This is a genomic window from Arthrobacter sp. UYEF21, from assembly GCF_040546085.1.
In the GTDB taxonomy this organism is placed as follows: Bacteria; Actinomycetota; Actinomycetes; order Actinomycetales; family Micrococcaceae; genus Arthrobacter.
Window position 1 is genome coordinate 12,923 of record NZ_JBEPNF010000011.1, and the last position, 17,749, is coordinate 30,671.

General features: G+C 65.7%; 19 protein-coding genes and 1 pseudogene. 13 read left to right on the forward strand and 7 right to left on the reverse strand.

All coding sequences use genetic code 11. The features are described 5' to 3' along the window. Positions 1 to 141: 141 nt before the first annotated feature. On the reverse strand, positions 142 to 528 hold the full coding sequence (locus ABIB27_RS12250; protein WP_354217860.1) for a response regulator transcription factor: 387 nt from the start codon (positions 526 to 528) through the stop codon (positions 142 to 144). Between the two features lie 67 nt (positions 529 to 595). On the opposite strand from ABIB27_RS12250, the gene ABIB27_RS12255 reads away from it, so the two are divergent. The 4 genes from ABIB27_RS12255 (at position 596) to ABIB27_RS12270 (ending at position 5,097) form a co-directional block, all read left to right on the forward strand. Next, positions 596 to 1,132 (forward strand): DUF488 domain-containing protein, encoded by a 537-nt coding sequence (locus ABIB27_RS12255; RefSeq protein ID WP_354253932.1) that lies wholly within the window; start codon positions 596 to 598, stop codon positions 1,130 to 1,132. Positions 1,133 to 1,702: 570 nt separating this feature from the next. Further along, positions 1,703 to 2,218: a nucleoside monophosphate kinase gene (locus tag ABIB27_RS12260; protein ID WP_354253933.1), complete on the forward strand. Its 516-nt coding sequence runs from the start codon at positions 1,703 to 1,705 to the stop codon at positions 2,216 to 2,218. Continuing rightward, positions 2,215 to 3,087, forward strand: a complete 873-nt coding sequence (locus ABIB27_RS12265) for an NAD-dependent epimerase/dehydratase family protein (protein ID WP_354217838.1) — start codon at positions 2,215 to 2,217, stop codon at positions 3,085 to 3,087. Before ABIB27_RS12260 ends, ABIB27_RS12265 begins: the two co-directional genes overlap by 4 nt. Positions 3,088 to 3,249: 162 nt before the next feature. Beyond that, on the forward strand, positions 3,250 to 5,097 hold the full coding sequence (locus ABIB27_RS12270; RefSeq protein WP_354253934.1) for a S8 family serine peptidase: 1,848 nt from the start codon (positions 3,250 to 3,252) through the stop codon (positions 5,095 to 5,097). Here ABIB27_RS12270 and ABIB27_RS12275 read toward each other — a convergent pair. After that, on the reverse strand, positions 5,094 to 5,342 hold the full coding sequence (locus ABIB27_RS12275; protein WP_354253973.1) for a hypothetical protein: 249 nt from the start codon (positions 5,340 to 5,342) through the stop codon (positions 5,094 to 5,096). The genes ABIB27_RS12270 and ABIB27_RS12275 overlap by 4 nt on opposite strands. A gap of 79 nt (positions 5,343 to 5,421) precedes the next feature. Continuing rightward, positions 5,422 to 5,934: pseudogene (locus ABIB27_RS12280) on the reverse strand (FCD domain-containing protein); the annotation flags it as partial. Between ABIB27_RS12280 and ABIB27_RS12285 the strand changes: the two are divergent. Together ABIB27_RS12285 and ABIB27_RS12290 are read left to right on the forward strand one after the other, a co-directional pair. Next, on the forward strand, positions 5,833 to 6,729 hold the full coding sequence (locus ABIB27_RS12285; RefSeq protein WP_354253935.1) for an NYN domain-containing protein: 897 nt from the start codon (positions 5,833 to 5,835) through the stop codon (positions 6,727 to 6,729). The pseudogene ABIB27_RS12280 and the gene ABIB27_RS12285 sit on opposite strands and share 102 nt — an antisense overlap. 233 nt (positions 6,730 to 6,962) lie before the next feature. Further along, a complete protein-coding gene (locus ABIB27_RS12290) occupies positions 6,963 to 7,745 on the forward strand; it encodes a phosphatase PAP2 family protein (protein ID WP_354253936.1) in 783 nt (260 codons plus the stop codon). Positions 7,746 to 7,757: 12 nt separating this feature from the next. Here ABIB27_RS12290 and ABIB27_RS12295 read toward each other — a convergent pair whose 3' ends face one another. Continuing rightward, positions 7,758 to 8,078, reverse strand: coding sequence for a MerR family transcriptional regulator (locus ABIB27_RS12295; RefSeq protein WP_354253937.1), 321 nt, complete (start codon positions 8,076 to 8,078; stop codon positions 7,758 to 7,760). Between the two features lie 143 nt (positions 8,079 to 8,221). On the opposite strand from ABIB27_RS12295, the gene ABIB27_RS12300 reads away from it, so the two are divergent. The 3 genes from ABIB27_RS12300 to ABIB27_RS12310 all read left to right on the forward strand — a co-directional run bounded on the left by ABIB27_RS12300 (position 8,222) and on the right by ABIB27_RS12310 (position 9,495). Beyond that, a complete protein-coding gene (locus ABIB27_RS12300; RefSeq protein ID WP_354217861.1) occupies positions 8,222 to 8,644 on the forward strand; it encodes an Hsp20/alpha crystallin family protein in 423 nt (140 codons plus the stop codon). 91 nt (positions 8,645 to 8,735) lie between these two features. Beyond that, entirely contained in the window at positions 8,736 to 9,089 is a 354-nt protein-coding gene (locus ABIB27_RS12305) for a J domain-containing protein (protein WP_354253938.1), read from the forward strand. Between the two features lie 28 nt (positions 9,090 to 9,117). Then, entirely contained in the window at positions 9,118 to 9,495 is a 378-nt protein-coding gene (locus ABIB27_RS12310; RefSeq protein ID WP_354253939.1) for a hypothetical protein, read from the forward strand. Here the strand turns inward: ABIB27_RS12310 and ABIB27_RS12315 are convergent. Continuing rightward, complete coding sequence (locus tag ABIB27_RS12315; protein WP_354253940.1) at positions 9,487 to 10,914, reverse strand: AAA family ATPase; 1,428 nt, start codon at positions 10,912 to 10,914, stop codon at positions 9,487 to 9,489. The genes ABIB27_RS12310 and ABIB27_RS12315 overlap by 9 nt on opposite strands. 97 nt (positions 10,915 to 11,011) lie before the next feature. On the opposite strand from ABIB27_RS12315, the gene ABIB27_RS12320 reads away from it, so the two are divergent. Next, entirely contained in the window at positions 11,012 to 12,559 is a 1,548-nt protein-coding gene (locus ABIB27_RS12320) for a glycoside hydrolase family 1 protein (protein ID WP_354217846.1), read from the forward strand. Between the two features lie 48 nt (positions 12,560 to 12,607). On the opposite strand, the gene ABIB27_RS12325 is transcribed toward ABIB27_RS12320, so the two are convergent. Further along, positions 12,608 to 13,693: an App1 family protein phosphatidate phosphatase gene (locus tag ABIB27_RS12325; protein WP_354217847.1), complete on the reverse strand. Its 1,086-nt coding sequence runs from the start codon at positions 13,691 to 13,693 to the stop codon at positions 12,608 to 12,610. A gap of 67 nt (positions 13,694 to 13,760) precedes the next feature. Then, positions 13,761 to 14,492 carry a DUF72 domain-containing protein gene (locus ABIB27_RS12330; RefSeq protein WP_354253941.1) on the reverse strand — a complete coding sequence of 244 codons (732 nt, stop codon included), beginning with the start codon at positions 14,490 to 14,492 and terminating at the stop codon, positions 13,761 to 13,763. A 180-nt stretch (positions 14,493 to 14,672) separates the two neighbouring features. Between ABIB27_RS12330 and ABIB27_RS12335 the strand changes: the two genes are divergently transcribed. From ABIB27_RS12335 to ABIB27_RS12345, 3 genes are all read left to right on the forward strand, one after another. Next, complete coding sequence (locus ABIB27_RS12335; RefSeq protein WP_354217849.1) at positions 14,673 to 16,496, forward strand: glycoside hydrolase family 15 protein; 1,824 nt, start codon at positions 14,673 to 14,675, stop codon at positions 16,494 to 16,496. Between the two features lie 112 nt (positions 16,497 to 16,608). Then, on the forward strand, positions 16,609 to 16,908 hold the full coding sequence (locus ABIB27_RS12340; protein ID WP_354217850.1) for a YegP family protein: 300 nt from the start codon (positions 16,609 to 16,611) through the stop codon (positions 16,906 to 16,908). After that, on the forward strand, positions 16,908 to 17,618 hold the full coding sequence (locus tag ABIB27_RS12345) for an HAD family hydrolase (protein WP_354253942.1): 711 nt from the start codon (positions 16,908 to 16,910) through the stop codon (positions 17,616 to 17,618). Before ABIB27_RS12340 ends, ABIB27_RS12345 begins: the two co-directional genes overlap by 1 nt. Positions 17,619 to 17,749: the final 131 nt, after the last annotated feature.

Sequence of the window (17,749 nt, forward strand, 5' to 3'; positions counted from 1 at the left end):
GTGGTCGTCAGCGTTCCGCCCTGAGTTACTGGCCACGTTACGGTCCGGACGAAAAGCCGGCGGGCCTTGCGCCTCACCCGGCGGGGCGGCTTACTGAGGCTGGCGGGTGGCGGAATCCTGGTTGGCGGCCAAGGATGCTGCCTATGCAGGCGCGGAGGGCGCAGGTTCGGTGACCGGGCAGAGCCGCAGTGCAAGCTCCTTCAGTTCCTTGGGGTGGAACGGCTTAGTCAGGTAGGCGGCGGCGCCGGACGCCATGCCGGCCAGGTAGTCATGCTGTTCGGACCGGGCGGTGAGGAACAGCAGGGGAGCGCCGTTGAGCGCACGGATGGCCCGGGCCACCACGTGGCCGTCCATGTCAGGCAGCCCAAGATCGAGCGTTATGAGGGAAACGCAGGGGTCGGCTGCCGCGGCGATGCCCTCGGCGCCGCTGCCAACTGCCCGCACGTCAAAGCCCGCACGGGCCAGTACCACTGTGATCAGCCCGCGGATATCGTAGTTGTCCTCGATGACGAGGCAGACGCGTTTCATTTCCAAATGAGCCCCCAGAGCCAGCTTGGAATCAGTCTACGGGGTGGGGAGGTGGAAAATCGCTGGTATGACGCATTCCACAGAACGGACGCTGGTGACGGTTGGCCACGGAACGGCCAGCCAAGAGGAGTTCACCGAACTGTTGGCCGCGGCAGGAGTCCAATCCTTGGTTGACGTCCGCATCGCCCCCGGCAGCCGCACGTTTCCACAGTTTGGCAAGGACCTGCTGGCACAGTGGCTGCCTGCGGCCGGGGTGCTGTATCGCTGGGAGAAACGGCTGGGCGGGTTCCGGAAACTTCCGCCGGAATCTCCGGACGTGGCGCTGCGCAATGACTCGTTCAGGGCCTACGCGGCGTACATGCGGTCTGCGGATTTTTCGCTGGCCCTCGATGATCTCCTGGCGCAGGCGTCGGAAGAGGCCGTGGTGATCATGTGCAGCGAGACCGTGTGGTGGAGGTGCCATCGGCGGCTGATAGCCGACCACGCCGTATTGCTCGACGGCGTGAAGGTCCTGCATCTGATGCCCGGGGGAAAGCTGACGCCCCACCAGCCAACCTCCGGGGTGCGGATCCACGGGACGGAATTGGTCTACGACATGACTTAGCTCCGGAAGCATCAGTCCGTCCCGGCGCTAGCCTTCGTAGTGCGTCTGGGAATCGCACCGCCAGGCGCAGGGCCAGGGATGTCTGCCCGACAAAGTCCTCCGCCGTTTCCAGGGTGCGGCCCTCGAATCGGCCGCTCCGGTGGGAGCACAGCAGCAGCGTGGCCTTGGTTTCGCCCTCCAGCTGGAAGGGGATGGCTAGGACTGACCGGACACCGAGGCCCAGCACTGCTGCGGCGTATTCGGGCCACCGGACTTCACGCTCAAGGTCCGGGACATGGACAGTCGGCTGGTCCACCGAGGCGGCCATGAGGCGTCAGGGCGGCGGCGATCGCTGGATCGTCGAACTATCCAACGGCCTGCGGCTAAACCGATAACCAGCAGTACATACAGCTCTGACCGGTGCCAGCGTCATGCTCACCGAATCAAGGTCGAACGGGGAAGCAGCCCGGCCATCCACGCCAGGACGCTGGCGTTGTGTCGCCACTTGTGGGCAGAATGTAGCTCACGCTGGCCACTGCCGGCGGTGGACCCGACACCAACCGGCGATGGCGCCGCGGAGGGACATCGAACATGACCAGACTGCTCATCATCGGGCCGCCCTTCCGGACCAACGTCGGCCAGGAAACGCCACTGGGCGTGGAAGCCGCCAAATACCTCGACGACGGCGCTTTTGTACCGGACCATCTCACCACCGCACTAGTCAAGGACCGGCTCCTGGACGCCGATGTCCAGCCCGGCTTCCTGCTGGACGGGTTCCCCCGCGCTGCGCCCCAAATCATGGAGCTGGACAACATGCTCGCTTCGCAGGGCCACCGGCTAGAGGCCGTCGTGGAACTCCGTGCACCGGACTCCGAACTGGAGCAGCGGATGCTGCAGCGGGCCAAGGAGCAGGGACGCAAAGACGACACCGTGGAGGTGTTCCGGCGCCGGCTGGACCTCTACCACCGCGAAACCCATGAGGCAGTGGCGGTCTATGCCGGCCGGGGAAAGGTGGTTTCGGTCGAAGGCAGCGGTGCCCCCTGTGCCATCACCGAAAGGGCCATCGCCGCCGTCGAAAAGTTCCTCGCGGCAGGAGTAAACCCATGAAAATTGCAGTGACAGGCGGAAACGGAAAACTCGGGCGGCACGTGGTCCGCAGGTTGATCGCGGACGGACACCAGGTTATGGTCCTGGACCGTGCCGGCGAAAGGGACCCGGGGCTGGCAATCGTGGACCTGCGGAACTACGGCCAAGTCCTCGATGTGCTGCTCAGCCTCGACAGCAGGCACAGTGGCTTCGACGCAGTGGTTCATCTGGGAGCCATCCCGGCGCCGGGCATCATTCCGGACGCTGCCACCTTCGAGAACAATATGCTCTCCACCTACAACGTCTTTCAGGCCTGCCGGCGGGCCGGAATCAAGCGGGTGGTGTACGCCTCCAGCGAGACGGTTCTGGGGATTCCGTTCGCCACCGACCCGCCATACATCCCGGTGGACGAGGAATACCCGGCGCGGCCGGAAAGCACGTACTCGCTTGTCAAGCATCTTGAAGAGCAGATGGCCGTCCAGCTAACACGCTGGGACCCGGAGCTGAGCATCGCCGGCCTGCGGTTCTCCAACGTGATGGACCCGGAGGACTACGACAAGTTTCCGTCGTTCGATGCGGACGCATTGATGCGCAAATGGAACCTCTGGGGGTACATCGACGGGCGGGACGGGGCCCAGGCCGTGGCACGCGCCCTCGAAAACGGCCAGCCAGGATTCGAGGCATTCATCATCGCGAACGCTGACACCGTCATGTCCCGATCCAGTGCCAGCCTTGCCGCAGAGGTCTTCCCCAACGTCACGGTAACTAAGGAACTGGGCGAGCACGAAACCATGCTGTCCATCGACAAAGCCCGGCGCCTCCTGGGGTTCGAGCCCGAACACACCTGGCGGTCCTACCACTCGAACCGCACCACCCCCACGGAAGACTGAACGGCCAACCTCCACAGAAACCACGGTTTCGCAGAGCCGGCGAAGGTTTGGCGCAGGATCGGCTGAGGTCCCGTCCATAGTGCGTCACGGGCTCCTACTCTGGTGAGAGGCGGAGATCTTAACGCCGCCAACCAGCCCGCACCGTCACGCCAGGAACCCACCATGCGCACCCTCCGTTTTGTGCTGCCCGCTGCCACGATGCTGATCACCGCCGCAGTCCTCGCGGCTCCCGCGCTCCCGGCAGCGGCCGCGGACCGGGCCGGAACGGGCAACAGGGCCGAAACCGGCAACGAGGCGAGCGTCCGCTACCTGGTCCGCTACGCCCCGGGAACGGATGTTCCCGCCGAGGCGGCGCGCCTAAAGTCCCAGGGCATCGGTGTCGGACGCACCTTTTCAGACGCCCTCCGGGGTGCGGTGGTGACTGCAACCCCTGCGCAGGCTGCGGCGCTGTCCCGCTCGGCAGGCGTTGCCTCCGTGGAGGTGGACGCCGCCGTCACGGTGTCTGAAACGCAGCAGGCAGCGCCGTGGGGACTGGACCGCGTGGACCAGCGGGCACTGCCACTGTCCGGTACCTTCAGTTGGACCGGCGCAGGCGCCGGAGTCAGTGCGTATGTGGTGGACACCGGGGTACTGGCCTCCCACACCCAGTTTTCCGGCCGCATCACCGAAGGCTGGAGCGCCGTGGCTGACGGCCGCGGGTCCGTCGACTGCAACGGGCATGGCACCCACGTGGCCGGAACCATTGCCGGGTCAACCTACGGCGTGGCAAAAGGGGCAACGATTGTCCGCGTCCGCGTCCTTGACTGCAACGGCTCCGGCTTCAACTCCGACGTTGTCGCTGGCCTGGACTGGATCGCCGCCAACCACGCGCCCGGGCAGCCCGCGGTGGTCAACCTGAGCCTGGGCGGAGCGGCCAGTGCAGCCGTGGATTCCGCGCTGCAAGGTGTCATCAACGACGGCGTCGCTGCGGTGGTTGCCGCCGGCAACTCTGCGGCGGACGCCTGCGGCAGCTCGCCGGCGCGACTCCCCGCCGCCGTAACCGTGGCAGCGAGCGATTCCGCCGACCGGCAGGCTTCCTTTTCGAACTTCGGTTCCTGCGTTGACCTGTATGCTCCCGGCGTCGGCGTCGGCATCACGTCCGCGTACTACACCTCGACCACCGCGACAGCCTCCATGTCCGGCACATCCATGGCGTCGCCCCACACGGCTGGCGCCGCGGCGGTGCTGCTGTCCCAAAACCCGGCGCTCACTCCGGCCCAGGTCGCCTCCGCGCTGATCTCGGGCGCCACCGCCGGAGTCATTAGCGGCGGCGGGACCGGAACGCCGAACCGCCTGCTGTACACCGCGGCGGCTGCTCCCGCCCCGGCACCCGCCCCCACTGTTACGGCCAAATCACCCGGCGCCCAGTCGACGGCGGTTCCGGTGGCCAGCAACGTGACCGCCATCTTCAGCACCGATGTCCTGGGGGTTGGCGCCGGAACATTTGTGCTCCGGAGCGCCGCAGGCACGGGTATTCCTGCAACGGTCAGCTACACCGCGTCCACGAAGACGGCCACCCTCGATCCGTCCGTAAACCTGTCCGCGGACGGCGTCTTCACCGTGACGCTGGTGGGCGGTTCCACTGCCATCCGGGACGCAGCGGGCACACCGCTGGCCAATACCAGCTGGACATTCACCACGGGGCCGGCGCCCAGCATCACGGCGTTTACGCCCGGCAGCAACGCCCTCCTGGTGAAGCGGAGCAACAACATTTCGGTGACCTTCAGTGAGGCTGTCCAGGGTGTTGGCACGGGGACATTCACTGTGACGAACGCGGCCACCGGGACAGTGGTGGCGGCCGCCGTCGTCCGCAACGGCACCACCAACCAGTGGCTCCTGGACCCCCAGAATGCGCTCTCGGCCAAGACCAAGTACACGGTCACCGTCACCGGCGGTGGAGCCGCCATCCGCGACCTTGCGGGCAATCCGCTGGCCCCCAGGACATGGCAGTTTACAACGGGTTCGTTCTAATCCTGCGGCGCGCGAGGGGAGTCCGACGGCGGCCGTTGGGGAGCGCCGTCGGGCTTTCCCGGTTGCCGGGATGAGTCCGGTCCGCTGTCAGGGTGATGCTCTGACCAGATGTGACCCACCTCTTCGGCGAACTGTTCCACGATCCTGTTCATGGCAGCATGCGCGGCAGCGGACTCGCCACGCTGGATGGCACTTGCCACATCCACGTGCAGCTGCAGAGCTTCGTGGTGCGGCAGGTGCGGCATCAGGCCATGCTCGGCCCGACCGGTCAGGACCTCGGACACAAAGGTCTTGGAGCTGGGAAAACATGGCGTTGCCCGATGCCTTGAGCACAGCCGCGTGGAACTCGACGTCCAGCCGGAGGAATTCTTCCTGGTTGCCGCGCTGGCCTGCCGCCCACAGACGTGCTGCGAGCGAGACCAGCTCGTTGCCAGCATCCCACGAAGCACGTTCGGCGGCCAGCCGGGCCGCCTGTGGTTCGATGGCGCCGCGGAGCTCGTTGAGCGCCTGAAGCTGCTCCATGCGCCGGGATGAGGCGAGCCGCCAGCGGATCACCTGCGGGTCATAGCGGATCCAGGCTTCCTCGGGCTGCACCACTGTGCTGAACCGCCGGCGGGACGCCAGCCGGGACGAGCTCGCGCTGACGGCAACAACGGAGAGTGGCGCCACCGTTCGCTGACAGCCCCCGCGATGTAGGCTCTGCTTACTGTTCGTTTGGGGGAGGAGCCAGTGCCGGTGGATCAGAAGCGAGATGTTGCCATCTTCGTGGACATGGAGAACCTCTTCGGCGGCTATGGCAAAGATGTCGCCACCGTGCCGCTCGACCAGGTGATACATGACATCGAAGCGGAGGTGGCCCGCAGCGGCCTGGGCGGTCAGACAGCTGTCGCCCGGGCCTACGCCAACTGGGCCCGGGGCGACATGGCCGGGTACAGGCGCCAGCTGCTTGCCGGCAGCATCAAGCCTGTACAGGTTTTCTCCTTCGACCACAGCACCAAGAATGCCGCTGACATCGAGCTGGTGGTGGACGCCCTGGAAGTCGCGGCAGACATGCCATGGATCGAGCTGTTCGTGATTGTCAGCGGCGACGGTGACTTCGTGCCCCTTATCCGCCGGCTCCATGCCCTGGGGAAGCGATCCTTCGTGGCCACCACCTCGCACCCGGCGGCCGGTGCGGTCAACAAACTGCTGCCGTCCGTTGCAGACCGCTTCCACATCATCGACGTCGCCCAAGCCCCGGCCGTGGTCCCTGCCCAAAGGGCCCTGCCTCCTAAGAAGGCCCAGCCGGCCAAGAAGCCGAAACCAGGCAACCAGAAGCCGCAACCAGTTAAAAAGCCCCAGCCAGCACAAAAGAAGTCCCCGGCACCCAAAGCCACCGTACTCGAGCACCCTGAACTCAAGCTCTATAAGGCGAGCATCCATGGGTTCATCAGGGACGATCCCACGCTGTGGGTGAACGGAAAGGTCAGTGCGCAGCGGCTGGGTCTGCTGCTGCGAAAGCGGTGGCCCAACATCACGTACAAGACATTCGGCTATGCCACCCTTACCCGGTTCGTCGAGGAGGGCTGCGGGCTCAAGACTGCGGCACAGCCCGCAGGAGGCGCCGTTCGGAAGATCGGCAGCTCCGCCTAGGTCCCGGACCCCCGCATGGGGCGAACCTGCGCCAGGATGGTTCACCCACCAGCCGAGGCGCCGGCTGCGTGGAAGGTCTGGCCGTCGGGAAGCCGGCCTTCCCCCTTGTGAAAAATGGCGCCGGCGGAACATGAGCGGGCCACTGCTGCCCGAAAAAGGATAATCTTCACCCTAGGAAAAAATCCAGCAGCGCACGGGCAGAATTTACCGTGACAGAGAAGGCAGGACCCGGTATGTCAGGCGATTCCAGTAAGAAAAACGGACTCTGGCGGACCTTCCACGAGAAATTCGTGGTGGAGGAACGCTTCGTGGAGCCAGCCGCGCGGAAGGGTCTTTATCGGACCGGTGTGGTCCTCATGATCGTGGGGACAGCGCTGTTTGCGATCACCTTGTGGGTGGTCCTGCAGAGCAACATCGGACCTTCAGTTCCCGACGAGTCCACCCGCGAATGGCTGGTGTCGCTCCGGACCGAAACGCTCACTGGCGTGATGATCTTTCTGGCCATAATATTTGGCCCGATCGCACTGCCCATCATCGTGCTGGTGGTGACTGTAGTTTGGGGCTTCGCGGCTAAACACGCATGGCGCCCCATCCTCCTGGCCGGTGCAATGCTGACCGGAGTTATTGTTTCGCAGATTATCCTGCAGATCATTCGCCGGTCCCGTCCGCCTGTGGACCTCATGCTGTTCGGGGCCGACCACACGTTTTCGTACCCCTCCGGCCACGTCCTGGGTGCCTGTGATTTCCTCTTGGTGACGGCGTTCTTGGTCTTTTCGAGGCGTCAAAACCCGCGATCGGTCGTCTTCGGGTTCGTGGGAGCGGTCATCGGCATTGTCCTCGCCGTGATAAGCCGCTTGTATCTCGGCTACCACTGGCTCAGTGATGCGCTCGCGTCTGTTTCCTTGTCCCTGGTGATTCTGGGCGCCGTCATCGCCCTCGATACCTGGCGGACGGCCAGGATTCCCGGCGAACGGGTCACCGGCGAACTCTCCAAAGCGGACATGCCGGGCGACTGACGCCGGCAACTGCTAGTTCGCCGAGCTGGTGCGCGCCCGTGCCAGGGCGCGCACCAGCTCGGCGTTGATGGCCTCCAGTTCCAGTATTTTTGCGACGCCGGCGAGATTGAGTCCCTGTTCCAGCAGCTCCCCGATATGCAGGAGGACGGCGATGTCTGCGTTACTGTACTGCCGTGTGCCACCGGAGGTGCGGGCGGGCGTCAGGAGTCCGCGGGTCTCGTAAAGGCGGATGTTCTGCTGGCCCGTGCCTGCCAGCTGGGACGCAACGGAGATTGCGTAGACTGCCCGGCTGGCCTGGGGAGTGGGTCCACGTGCGGGCTCTGGTCCGGTCATTTTCGCTCCAAAGAATTTGGTCCAAGTGGCTTGCTTCAGCTTCCCACAAGTGCTATAAAAAATCTATATTCACCACCATAGATAAGTGCGGCGGTGGATATGCTCAGATTCAATGCAAAGGCATGCTGAAGGAGTGGGAAATGATGTTGATGCGTACAGACCCGTTCCGTGAGCTGGACCGGCTGACCCAGCAGGTGTTCGGTACCGCGGCACGGCCGGCGGCCATGCCAATGGACGCCTGGCAGGACAACGGAGAGTTTGTGGTGGCGTTCGATCTGCCTGGCGTCAAAGTGGACTCCGTGGACCTGAATGTTGAGCGGAACGTTCTGACCGTGCGGGCCGAGCGCCGTGATCCGACCCAGCCCAATGTTGAGTTGGTGGCCTCGGAACGCCCCCGCGGTGTGTTCAGCCGCCAACTGATCCTGGGCGACACCTTGGATACTGACAACATCAAGGCCAGCTACGACCAGGGCGTCCTGACCTTGCGGATTCCGGTGGCCAATCAGGTCAAGGCGCGCAGGATAGAGATCGAAACCACGAGCCAGGTGCACGAGATAGCTAAGTAGCCGGTCCAGAACTGGCTTATGCGGCGGGGGACCCGGCTGCGGCCGGGCCTCCGGCGCCCCTTACCCGTCCGGATCCTTAAGAAGTACCGCTATGCCAAGCCAGCCCGACCCTGATGCCGTTCTCCGCGTGAAACCCGACGCCAGCCAGCAGGAGATTTCACGTGCTTACCGCTCGTTGATACGCACCCGCCACCCCGACGTCGAGGGCCTCAAAGTAGCTGATCACCATGCGGAAGATGGCGAGCTGCTGCGGATCATGCAGGCCTATGCCGTTCTGCGCAACCCTGAGCGGCGCGCTGCCTACGACGGGAACCGCGCGGGGGCCACCACGCCGAGTGCCGCCCCTACCGTCATCCCCATCCGGAAGGTCGCAGGCCGCGGGAGCCAGCCCACCCATGCCATCGGGATCACCCCGGTTCGCTGGGAAAGCGGGCCCTCGGCCTAGGTCCCGAACACACCAGAGGAGAACTTCCATGAGCGAGTGGCGTCGCTACGATTCCCATTTGATTCCGGCGTTCCATGAGCGCTTCGAAGAGCGCTGGGGCAAGGGCACGGCACCGTTCCTCGATCCCGAGGCTCATGAGGAGCCGGTTCCTCGTGCGCAGTGGATTAACCCTTCCACGGGTGCGGCGCTGGCAGTGGTGCCGGTGTGGACGGCCGACGAAGGCCAGCAGCGCTCCTTCGGGGTGTTCTATCTCCCGCCCACCGGTGACATTTGGATACTCCGTCCGGGCTACACGGGATACCTCGAACCGGCCGACGGCGACACCGAACACCTCGTCACCTTCCGGAACGATGCCTACCGGAAGGCTGTGGCCCACGCCAAGGAGTTCCTGTTCGGCTCACAATAGGCCGGGCCGCCCAGGGAAGCCGGGACCAGGCGCGGCCGCCGATTCCGCGCCGCTGCCCAGCAGGCTGCGGGTGAGGGTTTCGGCATCCGCCATCAGATCCTCGACGGCGGCGGCAAGGTGGGCGTCGGACACCGGCGCGTCTTCCAGCGCCGCGGCCACCACCGCCCGGCGGACCAGCTCGCGGGCGAAGGACGCGGTTGTGCCCTCTGTTCGTTGCGCCGCCGCCTCCAGGGCTTCGGTGCTGAACGCGACGAGGTGGCCGTACAGTTCCAGCAGCCGGACCCGCTCGGCGTGCGCCGGGAGCGGGATTTCGACGGCGAGGTCCACCCTGCCGGGCCGCTGCGCCAGTGCCCGTTCCAGCATGTCCGGCCGGTTGGTGGTGAGGACAAACGCGACGTCCGCGTCGTTGTCCAGCCCGTCCATGGCGTCCAGCACCTCAAAGAGGAGCGGCTGGGGCCCGTGCCCGAAGCTCCGGTCCTCCGCGATGAGGTCGCAGTCCTCCAGCACCACAATGGACGGCTGGAGCGCGCGGGCCATGCGGGCGGCCTCGGAGATCCGGGCGAGCGACCCGCCCGAGAGGAGTATCGCCGTCGACCCTTCACTCTGGCTGAGCAGGTGGCGCACAGTGTGCGTTTTCCCGGTTCCAGGCCTGCCGTAGAGCAGGATGCCGCGTTTGAGGTGCTGGCCGTGGCTTTTGAGGGACGCCCGGTGGGTGGCGATGCCCACGGTGTGGTCGGCCACCTTTTGCAGCAGTCCTTCGGGCAAAATGACGTCCGACGCCGGGAGGCTGGGGCGGTGGTGGAACGTCACCCCTGCGGTGCTGGGGCCGTATTCGGACATCACCAGGGAAATGACCTGTCCCTTGAGGACGCTGTTGCTGTCCATCCGGAGGCGGAACTCGGCCAGGAACCGGGCGGCCGTTTCCGGGCTGCCGGCCAGCACTTCCAGCGAGGCGGTCTGGCGTCCGGAGCGGGGGTCGGCGTCGCGCTGCAGGACAGCCAGCGGACTCCCGGCGAAGGCGAAAAGCCAAAGGCCCAGCGCCACGGCCTGCCGCTGCTTGTCCGGCCCTACCGCCAGGTTGGCGTAGTCAGGCTGGGCGAGCGGAAACTGCGGAAAGAGCTGGGACTGCTGGACCATGTCGCTGAGGGACTGGTGGTGGCGCTGGCCGCCGCCGCCGATTCCCACCAGCCGGCTGACGGGGTCCTGGGCGGCGAGTCCCGCCATCACAATGTCAGCGTCCACAAAGCGGTGCGGCAGGATCTTCTCCTCCACCACGGACAGCCCGTCGGCCGGTACCCCGAGATGCCCGGTCAGCGCCGGAAGCAGCTGCTGACCCTTCTGCTCCCGGTAGTTTCCGGCCTGCGCCAGCTGGACCAGTGCGCCAAAATCGTCGATGAACTTCCCCAGTTTTTCATCCATTCCCAGACCCTAGCAGCCGCGTTGGCCAGCCACGCCCGGCGTGTGCCATTCTGATTCTTACCCGTTCCAGTTTCCGCCATCATTAAGGGCTGACAGCATGCATATTTCCGCCAAAGACCTGGCAGCCCTCATCCCTGCGGACTTCACCCTGGGGGTGGCCACCGCCGCGTTCCAGATTGAAGGCGCGCTCACTGAAGACGGCCGCGGCCCGGCTGGCTGGGATGTGTTTTCCGCCAGGGACGGCGCCATTGTGGACAACCACAGCCCAGCCGTTGCCTGCGACCACTATCACCGCATGCCCGGCGACGTGGCCTTGATGAAACAGCTCGGCGTGGATTCCTATCGGTTCTCGCTCTCGTGGTCCCGGATCCAGCCCAACGGGAGCGGCCCGGTGAACCCGGCTGGCCTGGCCTTCTATGACAGGCTCCTTGACGAGCTGCTGGCTAACGGCATTTCCCCGATGCTCACCCTGTACCACTGGGATACGCCGCTGGCGCTGGACGACGCCGGCGGCTGGATGAACCGCGATACCGCCTACCGCCTGGGGGAGTTCGCCGCGATCGCCGCTGCGGCCTACGGTGACCGGGTGGCGCGGTGGTGCACCATCAACGAGCCAGCCACCGTCACCACCAACGGCTACACGCTCGGCCTGCACTCGCCGGGCGAAGCGCTCATGCTCAACGCCCTGCCCACCGTCCACCACCAACTGCTGGGCCACGGGCTGGCCATGCAGGCGTTGCGTGCGGCGGGGGTCCCCGGCGAAATCGGGATGACCAACGTGTACTCGCCGATGGTCCCCAACTCGATTAATCCCCTGGACAAAATCAGCGCCGGACTGATGGACGTTGCCCAGAACCGGCTGTACGCTGACCCGGTCCTGACTGGCAAGTACCCGGACCTGATCCGGGCCGCGAAGTTTTTCGGCTCCTTCGAGCACCCGGACGAGGACATGGAGATCATTTCCCAGCCGCTGGACTACTACGGCCTGAACTACTACATGCCCACCAAAGTTGCGGTGGGACCAGGCGAGGGGGCCGTGCCGGCAAGCATGGCGGAAGCCATGGGCAGCGACCTGAGTGCTGCGGGCAACGGTGCCACCCCGTTCCACGTGGAGACCTGGCCCGAGGCCGACATCACCTCTTACGGCTGGCCGGTCAAGCCCGAATACATGGCGGTTGCGCTCAAGGAGATGGCCGCGCGGTATCCCGGCCTGCCGCCGGTGATCATCACCGAAGGCGGAGCCAGTTTTGAGGACATTATCGTCCGCGACAAGTCCACCAACACCACCTTCATCCCGGACGAGCGGCGCCTGAAATACCTTTCTGACCACATCGAGACGGCGCTGAAGGCCACGGCGCCTGGCGGCGAAGCAGACGCGATAGACCTGCGCGGCTATTACGTGTGGTCGCTGCTGGACAACTTCGAATGGTCTGCGGGCTACAAGCAGCCGTTCGGCCTGCTGCATGTCGATTTCGAGACGCTGGAACGGACACCGAAGGCGTCCTATTTCTGGTTTCAGGAGCTCATCGAGGAGCGGAACCTCGCAGGGGCGGCGGGGGCCGCCGTCGCGCAGGCCGCCAGCGGGGAACCGGAGGCAGCAGAAGTTCCCGACGACGGCGTGACCACCGCGGATGCCTCCGCCTGAGGCTGGACGCACCGCCTGACGTGAGGTGCCACCGCCTGGGTGGGGGGCCTAGAGCAGGTCCATGGCCTTAAGCTGTTTGGCCATTCCCGCGCCGTCCGTCGAGTAGATCCAGGGCACTACCGAGGTTGTGTGGTCCCCGTCCTCGGAGTGCCCGCCGGCAAACACTGACTCGCTGACGGAGAGTTGCCGGATGGCGATGGCGGCCACCTTGTCGTCGTGGTCGTGGGCGAAGCCGGAGTAAATCTGCTCGTCGTGCTGGCCGTTGTCGCCGATCAGGAGCCACCGCATGCCCGGGAATTCCTGGGCGAGGCGCTCCAGATTGCGGAGCTTGTGCTCCTGCCCGCTGCGGAACCAGCGGTCCTGGGTGAGGCCCCAGTCCGTGAGCAGAAGTGCGCCGGAAGGGTACATATTCCGGCTCAGGAACCGCTTCAGCGTGGGGGCGGCGTTCCACGGACCGGTGGACAGGTAGATGACCGGCGCATCGGGATGTTCGATGGTGAGGCGGTCCAACAGGACGGCCATCCCTGGGGTGGCCATCCGTGCCCGCTCGCTGAGCACAAACGTGTTCCACAGCGCCAGGAACGGCCTCGGCAAGGCAGTCACCATCACGGTGTCGTCGATATCGGACACGATGCCGAACTTCGCGTTGGCATCGATCACCTGGATCAGTGTTTCCACTGGTTCGGTCCCGTCGGCCCGCAGGACGGCAGTGTGCCAGCCGGGGGCGAGTGCCACGTCCACCACCGTGTCGATCAGCCCGCCACGGTCTGCGTTGACCCGGGTGGTGACTCCGCCGATGGTTATTTCCACCCCGGTGTGCGCCACGGGAACGCTGGTGAAGGCCCGCCAGCCGCGGACGTTCTGGGTGCCGTTGAGGGCTGCGTTTTCGGCCCTGCTGCCGGGGGTGGGCTTTTTGGTCAGCAGGACCCGGCCAAGGACGCGCACCCAGCCCGTGGATGATCCGTAGCCTTGGTACGCGATGGTCTGCGGCGCGAAATTCAAGCGTCCGGCGAGCCGGACCCGCACGCCGTTGACGGTGTCGGAAACCCGGTGCGCCAGGCGGAACAGCTGCGTGCCGGACAGCGGTGCTGGGTGCGGAGTGTTGTGTGGCGCGTTCTGCGGAGCCCTGTCCATGCCTCCACTCTGCCACAGCGCACCGCCCCGCCGGTCACGTGCGGCGGTGCCGCCGTCGTGCGTGACGTCAGCCCGACCCAAGGAACCACCGGAGGGTCTCGGCGTTGCGCACCGCGTTCCCGCCGCCGTCGTTATTGAAATAGGCGTAAACGTCCAGGCCCGACGCCGACCATTCCCTGATGCGGTCCGCCCACCACTGCAGGTCCGCATCGGAGTACGAACCGCCGTAGAGGTGCTGCTGGTCGGGGCCGTGGAGCCGGAGATAGACGAAGGGCGCGGTGGCGCGCAGGATGCAGGGGAGGTGGGCGCCGCTCATGATGCAGTAGGCAGCGGCGTGCCGTTCCAGCAGGGCATACACGTCCGGATGGTCCCAGCTGGGGTGCCGGAACTCCACGGTCACCCGGATCCACCACGGGACCGCGGCTAGGAAGTAATCCAGCCGGGCATCGTCGCGCTCCAGTTGCGGGCGGAGCTGGACCAGCAGGACGGCCCGTTTGTCGCCGAGTTCGTGCCAGCACCGTGCAATCCGTTCCAGCCAAACTTCGGGCGCGTAGAGTTTTTTGCCGTGCGTCAGGCCGCGGGGAGCCTTGACCGACATTGCGAAGCCGTCCGGCAGCCTGCGCCGCCAACTGGCGAAGGACGTATCCCGCGGCCAGCGGTAGAAGCTGGCGTTCAGCTCAACCGTGCTGAACCGGGAAACATAGTGCTGGAGCCTGTCCCGGGCAGGGAGGCCCGGCAGGTACAGCACACCCTCCCAGTGGTCGTAGCTCCAGCCGGAGGTGCCAATGTGAATCGCCATCAGCAGGCTTCCGCGGGCTTGCGGTCTGTGCGAAGCGCGTCAGTCATGATGCCTCCAGCTCTCGCGGGACTCGCTGCTCCTTCAGGCTACCCGCTGTGCCTGACCACCGGAACTTACCGTGTTTCTCCCGTTTCTCCCGTTTTTCCCCTGTGGGAGGTGTCCTTGTGGCAGGGTAATGTAATGGCGCGCATCGAGGATTATGCAGTTGTTGGCGACCTTCATACCGGCGCTTTGGTCAGCACGGAGGGCTCCATCGACTGGCTTTGCCTGCCCCGTTTCGATTCCCCCGCATGTTTCAGCGCGCTCGTGGATACACCCGACGCCGGCCGCTGGCTGCTCGCTCCCGAGGGCGGCGGCTCCTGCACCAGGCGGGGATACCGGGACGGCACGCTGGTCCTTGAAACGGAATGGGACACCCCGGACGGCACCGTGAGGGTGATCGACTTTATGCCGCCACGCGATGAGGTGGCAGACATCGTGCGGATTGTCGAGGGCGTGTCCGGAAGCGTCAAGATGCACAGCGAGCTTGCCATGCGGTTCGACTACGGCCACATTGTTCCCTGGGTTCGGAGGGACAAGCGGGGCCTGCACGCGATCGCAGGCCCGGACGCGGCCTACTTCGTCACCACGGCGCCCGTCCACGGGGAGAAGATGCACTCCGTCAGTGACTTCACGGTCACGGCGGGGGAGCGTGTGCCCTTTGTCCTTACGTGGGCGCCCAGCCACGTTCCCCGCCCGCACACCGTTGACGCCGAGCACGTGCTGGGCACAACCCTGGCCTACTGGCGCGGCTGGTCTTCGCAGTGCACAGTCAAGGGCAAGTATCAGGACGCCGTGGTCCGTTCGCTGGTGACCCTCAAAGCCTTGACCTACGCGCCCACCGGCGGCATCGTCGCGGCGGTGACCACCTCCCTCCCCGAACAGCTCGGCGGTCCCCGCAACTGGGATTACCGGTACTGCTGGCTGCGGGACGCCACGCTGACGCTGCAGGCGCTGCTGGCTGCCGGCTACACGGCGGAGGCGGCGGCGTGGCGTGACTGGCTGCTCCGGGCAGTGGCCGGCGATCCGGCCGATTTGCAAATCATGTACGGGATCCACGGCGAACGCAGGATGCCCGAAATGGAGCTCCCCTGGCTGGCCGGATACGAGAATTCGAAGCCGGTGCGGATCGGGAACGGAGCGGCCGAGCAGTTTCAGCTCGACGTCTGGGGCGAGGTGCTCGATTGCCTGTCCCTGACCCGGAATTCCTTGCTAAAGCACACCGACGAATCCTGGGATGTGCAGGTGGCCCTGATGCAGCATTTGGAAACCATCTGGGACCAGCCGGACAACGGGCTCTGGGAAATGCGCGGCCCGCGGCGCCACTTCACGCATTCCAAAGTCATGGCCTGGGTGGCCGCCGACAGGATGGTCAAAGGCGTCCGTGATTTCGGCCTGCCTGGACCTGTGGAACGGTGGGAGGCCCTCCGCGACACTATCCGCGAGGAGGTGATGGCCAACGGCTTTGATCCGGTGCGCAACACGTTCGTGCAGTCGTATGGCAGGCCGGAGCTTGACGCCAGCCTGCTGCTGATCCCGCGGGTAGGTTTCCTGCCGCCGGATGATGCACGGGTGGTGGGGACCATCGACGCCATCCAGCGCGAGCTCACGGAAGACGGGTTTGTGCTGCGCTACCGTCCCGCAGACAGCGACGACGGCCTGCCGGGGGACGAAGGGGTGTTCCTGGCCTGCTCCTTTTGGCTGGTTGAGGCGCTTCTGGGGGCGGGCCGCGCCGACGAGGCCACGGAACTCTTTGAACGGCTGCTCGAGCTCCGCAACGACGTGGGGCTGCTCAGCGAGGAATGGGCGGTGGGGGCCAAACGGCAGCTGGGCAACACACCGCAGGCTTTCAGCCACTTCGCGCTTGTGACAAGCGCCCTCGCGCTGCATCAGGAGATGGTGCGCCGGAGTGATCTCCCGATTCCGCCGGAAGCGGGAGCGGAGTCAGAGAGGGTAGGACAGTGAGGCCTTGGGGTGCTTGGCTCTTAAACTACGCTAAAGAGCTAAGTACACTTACTAATATTTGTGGAGTGCTTCCAGAAAGCATCTTCCCGCGAGAGAACGAGGGGTGGTACTAATGGCCGGACATTTTGAGCTGGTTGATGCGCCTGACGGCGGCTACCGGGTGAGGATGCTGGACGGCGCAGGGAGCCTGATCGCCATCTCGGTGACTTTTCCATCCAAACGGGCCGCCGTGGCCGGCATTGCAATGGCCCGCGAGATTGCCGGTACGGGGCTGATCAGGGACTGCAGCAGCGACGGCGCTGGGGCAGTCATCCCCGATCGGACCCGTCCGGCGTCCGCGCCGAAGGACAGGGAGCGGACCGTGCCACACAGCAGGAAGGCGTCCAAGACCAAGCGCGCGGCAGTCCGGTGATGGCCCCGCAGAGTCATGGCCCCGCCACGTGGTGGCGGGGAGCCGTCCTTTTTGACGTTGATGGGACGCTGGTGGACTCCGCCTACGTCCACACGCTGGCGTGGTGGCAGGCATTCCGCCAGCACCAGCACGACGTCCCCATGGCAGCCATCCACTGGTGCGTCGGAATGGGTGGCGACCGGTTGGTGGATGCCCTCCTTCCGGCAGGCCGGGACCGTGATGCCGACGCCGCCATCCTGGCCAGCCATGCGGCGATTTTCGCCATGAGCTGGCCGTCGCTGCGCGCGTTCGACGGCGCCAAGGACCTGCTTGCCCAGTGCCACGCCGGCGGACTCGCCGTCGCCCTGGCATCGTCCGCGCGCCGGGAGGACTTGGCTGCCAACCGCAAGGCGCTCGCAGCGGATGCCCTTATCCATGCGGCTACCAGCTCCAACGATGCCCAAGAAAGCAAGCCCGCCCCAGACATCCTGGTGGCAGCTCTGGAAGCGGTCCGCGTTCCGGCTGCCGGCGCGGTGTTTGTGGGGGATGCGGTGTGGGATATGAAAGCCGCCGCCGCGCTGGGGATGCCCGCCATCGGCGTCACCTGCGGCGGCAGGAGCGCCGCTGAACTTCTTGAAGCGGGCGCCGGAGAGGTCTACGCCGGCCCCCGGGATCTGCTCGATAACCTGCAGGCAAGTGCCATCGGCAAACTGCTAGCGCTGCCGGCCTGACCACGGCCCACCCCTCCCCCCGAGGCTCCTCGCCCACCCCCACGTCCTTCCCACGTCCTTCCCCACTCACCTCCTTTCCCTACCCACCCAGACCCGTCTCTCTCTCCGAGTTTTTGTCCAGATAATGCCCA

Excerpts from the sequence above, each read along its gene's own strand:
- ABIB27_RS12250 (WP_354217860.1), bottom strand. The coding sequence starts at position 528 with ATGAAACGCGTCTGCCTCGTCATCGAGGACAACTACGATATCCGCGGG.
- ABIB27_RS12255 (WP_354253932.1), top strand. The coding sequence starts at position 596 with ATGACGCATTCCACAGAACGGACGCTGGTGACGGTTGGCCACGGAACG.
- ABIB27_RS12260 (WP_354253933.1), top strand. The coding sequence starts at position 1,703 with ATGACCAGACTGCTCATCATCGGGCCGCCCTTCCGGACCAACGTCGGC.
- ABIB27_RS12265 (WP_354217838.1), top strand. The coding sequence starts at position 2,215 with ATGAAAATTGCAGTGACAGGCGGAAACGGAAAACTCGGGCGGCACGTG.
- ABIB27_RS12270 (WP_354253934.1), top strand. The coding sequence starts at position 3,250 with ATGCGCACCCTCCGTTTTGTGCTGCCCGCTGCCACGATGCTGATCACC.
- ABIB27_RS12275 (WP_354253973.1), bottom strand. The coding sequence starts at position 5,342 with ATGCCGCACCTGCCGCACCACGAAGCTCTGCAGCTGCACGTGGATGTG.
- ABIB27_RS12290 (WP_354253936.1), top strand. The coding sequence starts at position 6,963 with ATGTCAGGCGATTCCAGTAAGAAAAACGGACTCTGGCGGACCTTCCAC.
- ABIB27_RS12295 (WP_354253937.1), bottom strand. The coding sequence starts at position 8,078 with ATGACCGGACCAGAGCCCGCACGTGGACCCACTCCCCAGGCCAGCCGG.
- ABIB27_RS12300 (WP_354217861.1), top strand. The coding sequence starts at position 8,222 with ATGTTGATGCGTACAGACCCGTTCCGTGAGCTGGACCGGCTGACCCAG.
- ABIB27_RS12305 (WP_354253938.1), top strand. The coding sequence starts at position 8,736 with ATGCCAAGCCAGCCCGACCCTGATGCCGTTCTCCGCGTGAAACCCGAC.
- ABIB27_RS12310 (WP_354253939.1), top strand. The coding sequence starts at position 9,118 with ATGAGCGAGTGGCGTCGCTACGATTCCCATTTGATTCCGGCGTTCCAT.
- ABIB27_RS12315 (WP_354253940.1), bottom strand. The coding sequence starts at position 10,914 with ATGGATGAAAAACTGGGGAAGTTCATCGACGATTTTGGCGCACTGGTC.
- ABIB27_RS12320 (WP_354217846.1), top strand. The coding sequence starts at position 11,012 with ATGCATATTTCCGCCAAAGACCTGGCAGCCCTCATCCCTGCGGACTTC.
- ABIB27_RS12325 (WP_354217847.1), bottom strand. The coding sequence starts at position 13,693 with ATGGACAGGGCTCCGCAGAACGCGCCACACAACACTCCGCACCCAGCA.
- ABIB27_RS12330 (WP_354253941.1), bottom strand. The coding sequence starts at position 14,492 with ATGGCGATTCACATTGGCACCTCCGGCTGGAGCTACGACCACTGGGAG.
- ABIB27_RS12335 (WP_354217849.1), top strand. The coding sequence starts at position 14,673 with ATGGCGCGCATCGAGGATTATGCAGTTGTTGGCGACCTTCATACCGGC.
- ABIB27_RS12340 (WP_354217850.1), top strand. The coding sequence starts at position 16,609 with ATGGCCGGACATTTTGAGCTGGTTGATGCGCCTGACGGCGGCTACCGG.
- ABIB27_RS12345 (WP_354253942.1), top strand. The coding sequence starts at position 16,908 with ATGGCCCCGCAGAGTCATGGCCCCGCCACGTGGTGGCGGGGAGCCGTC.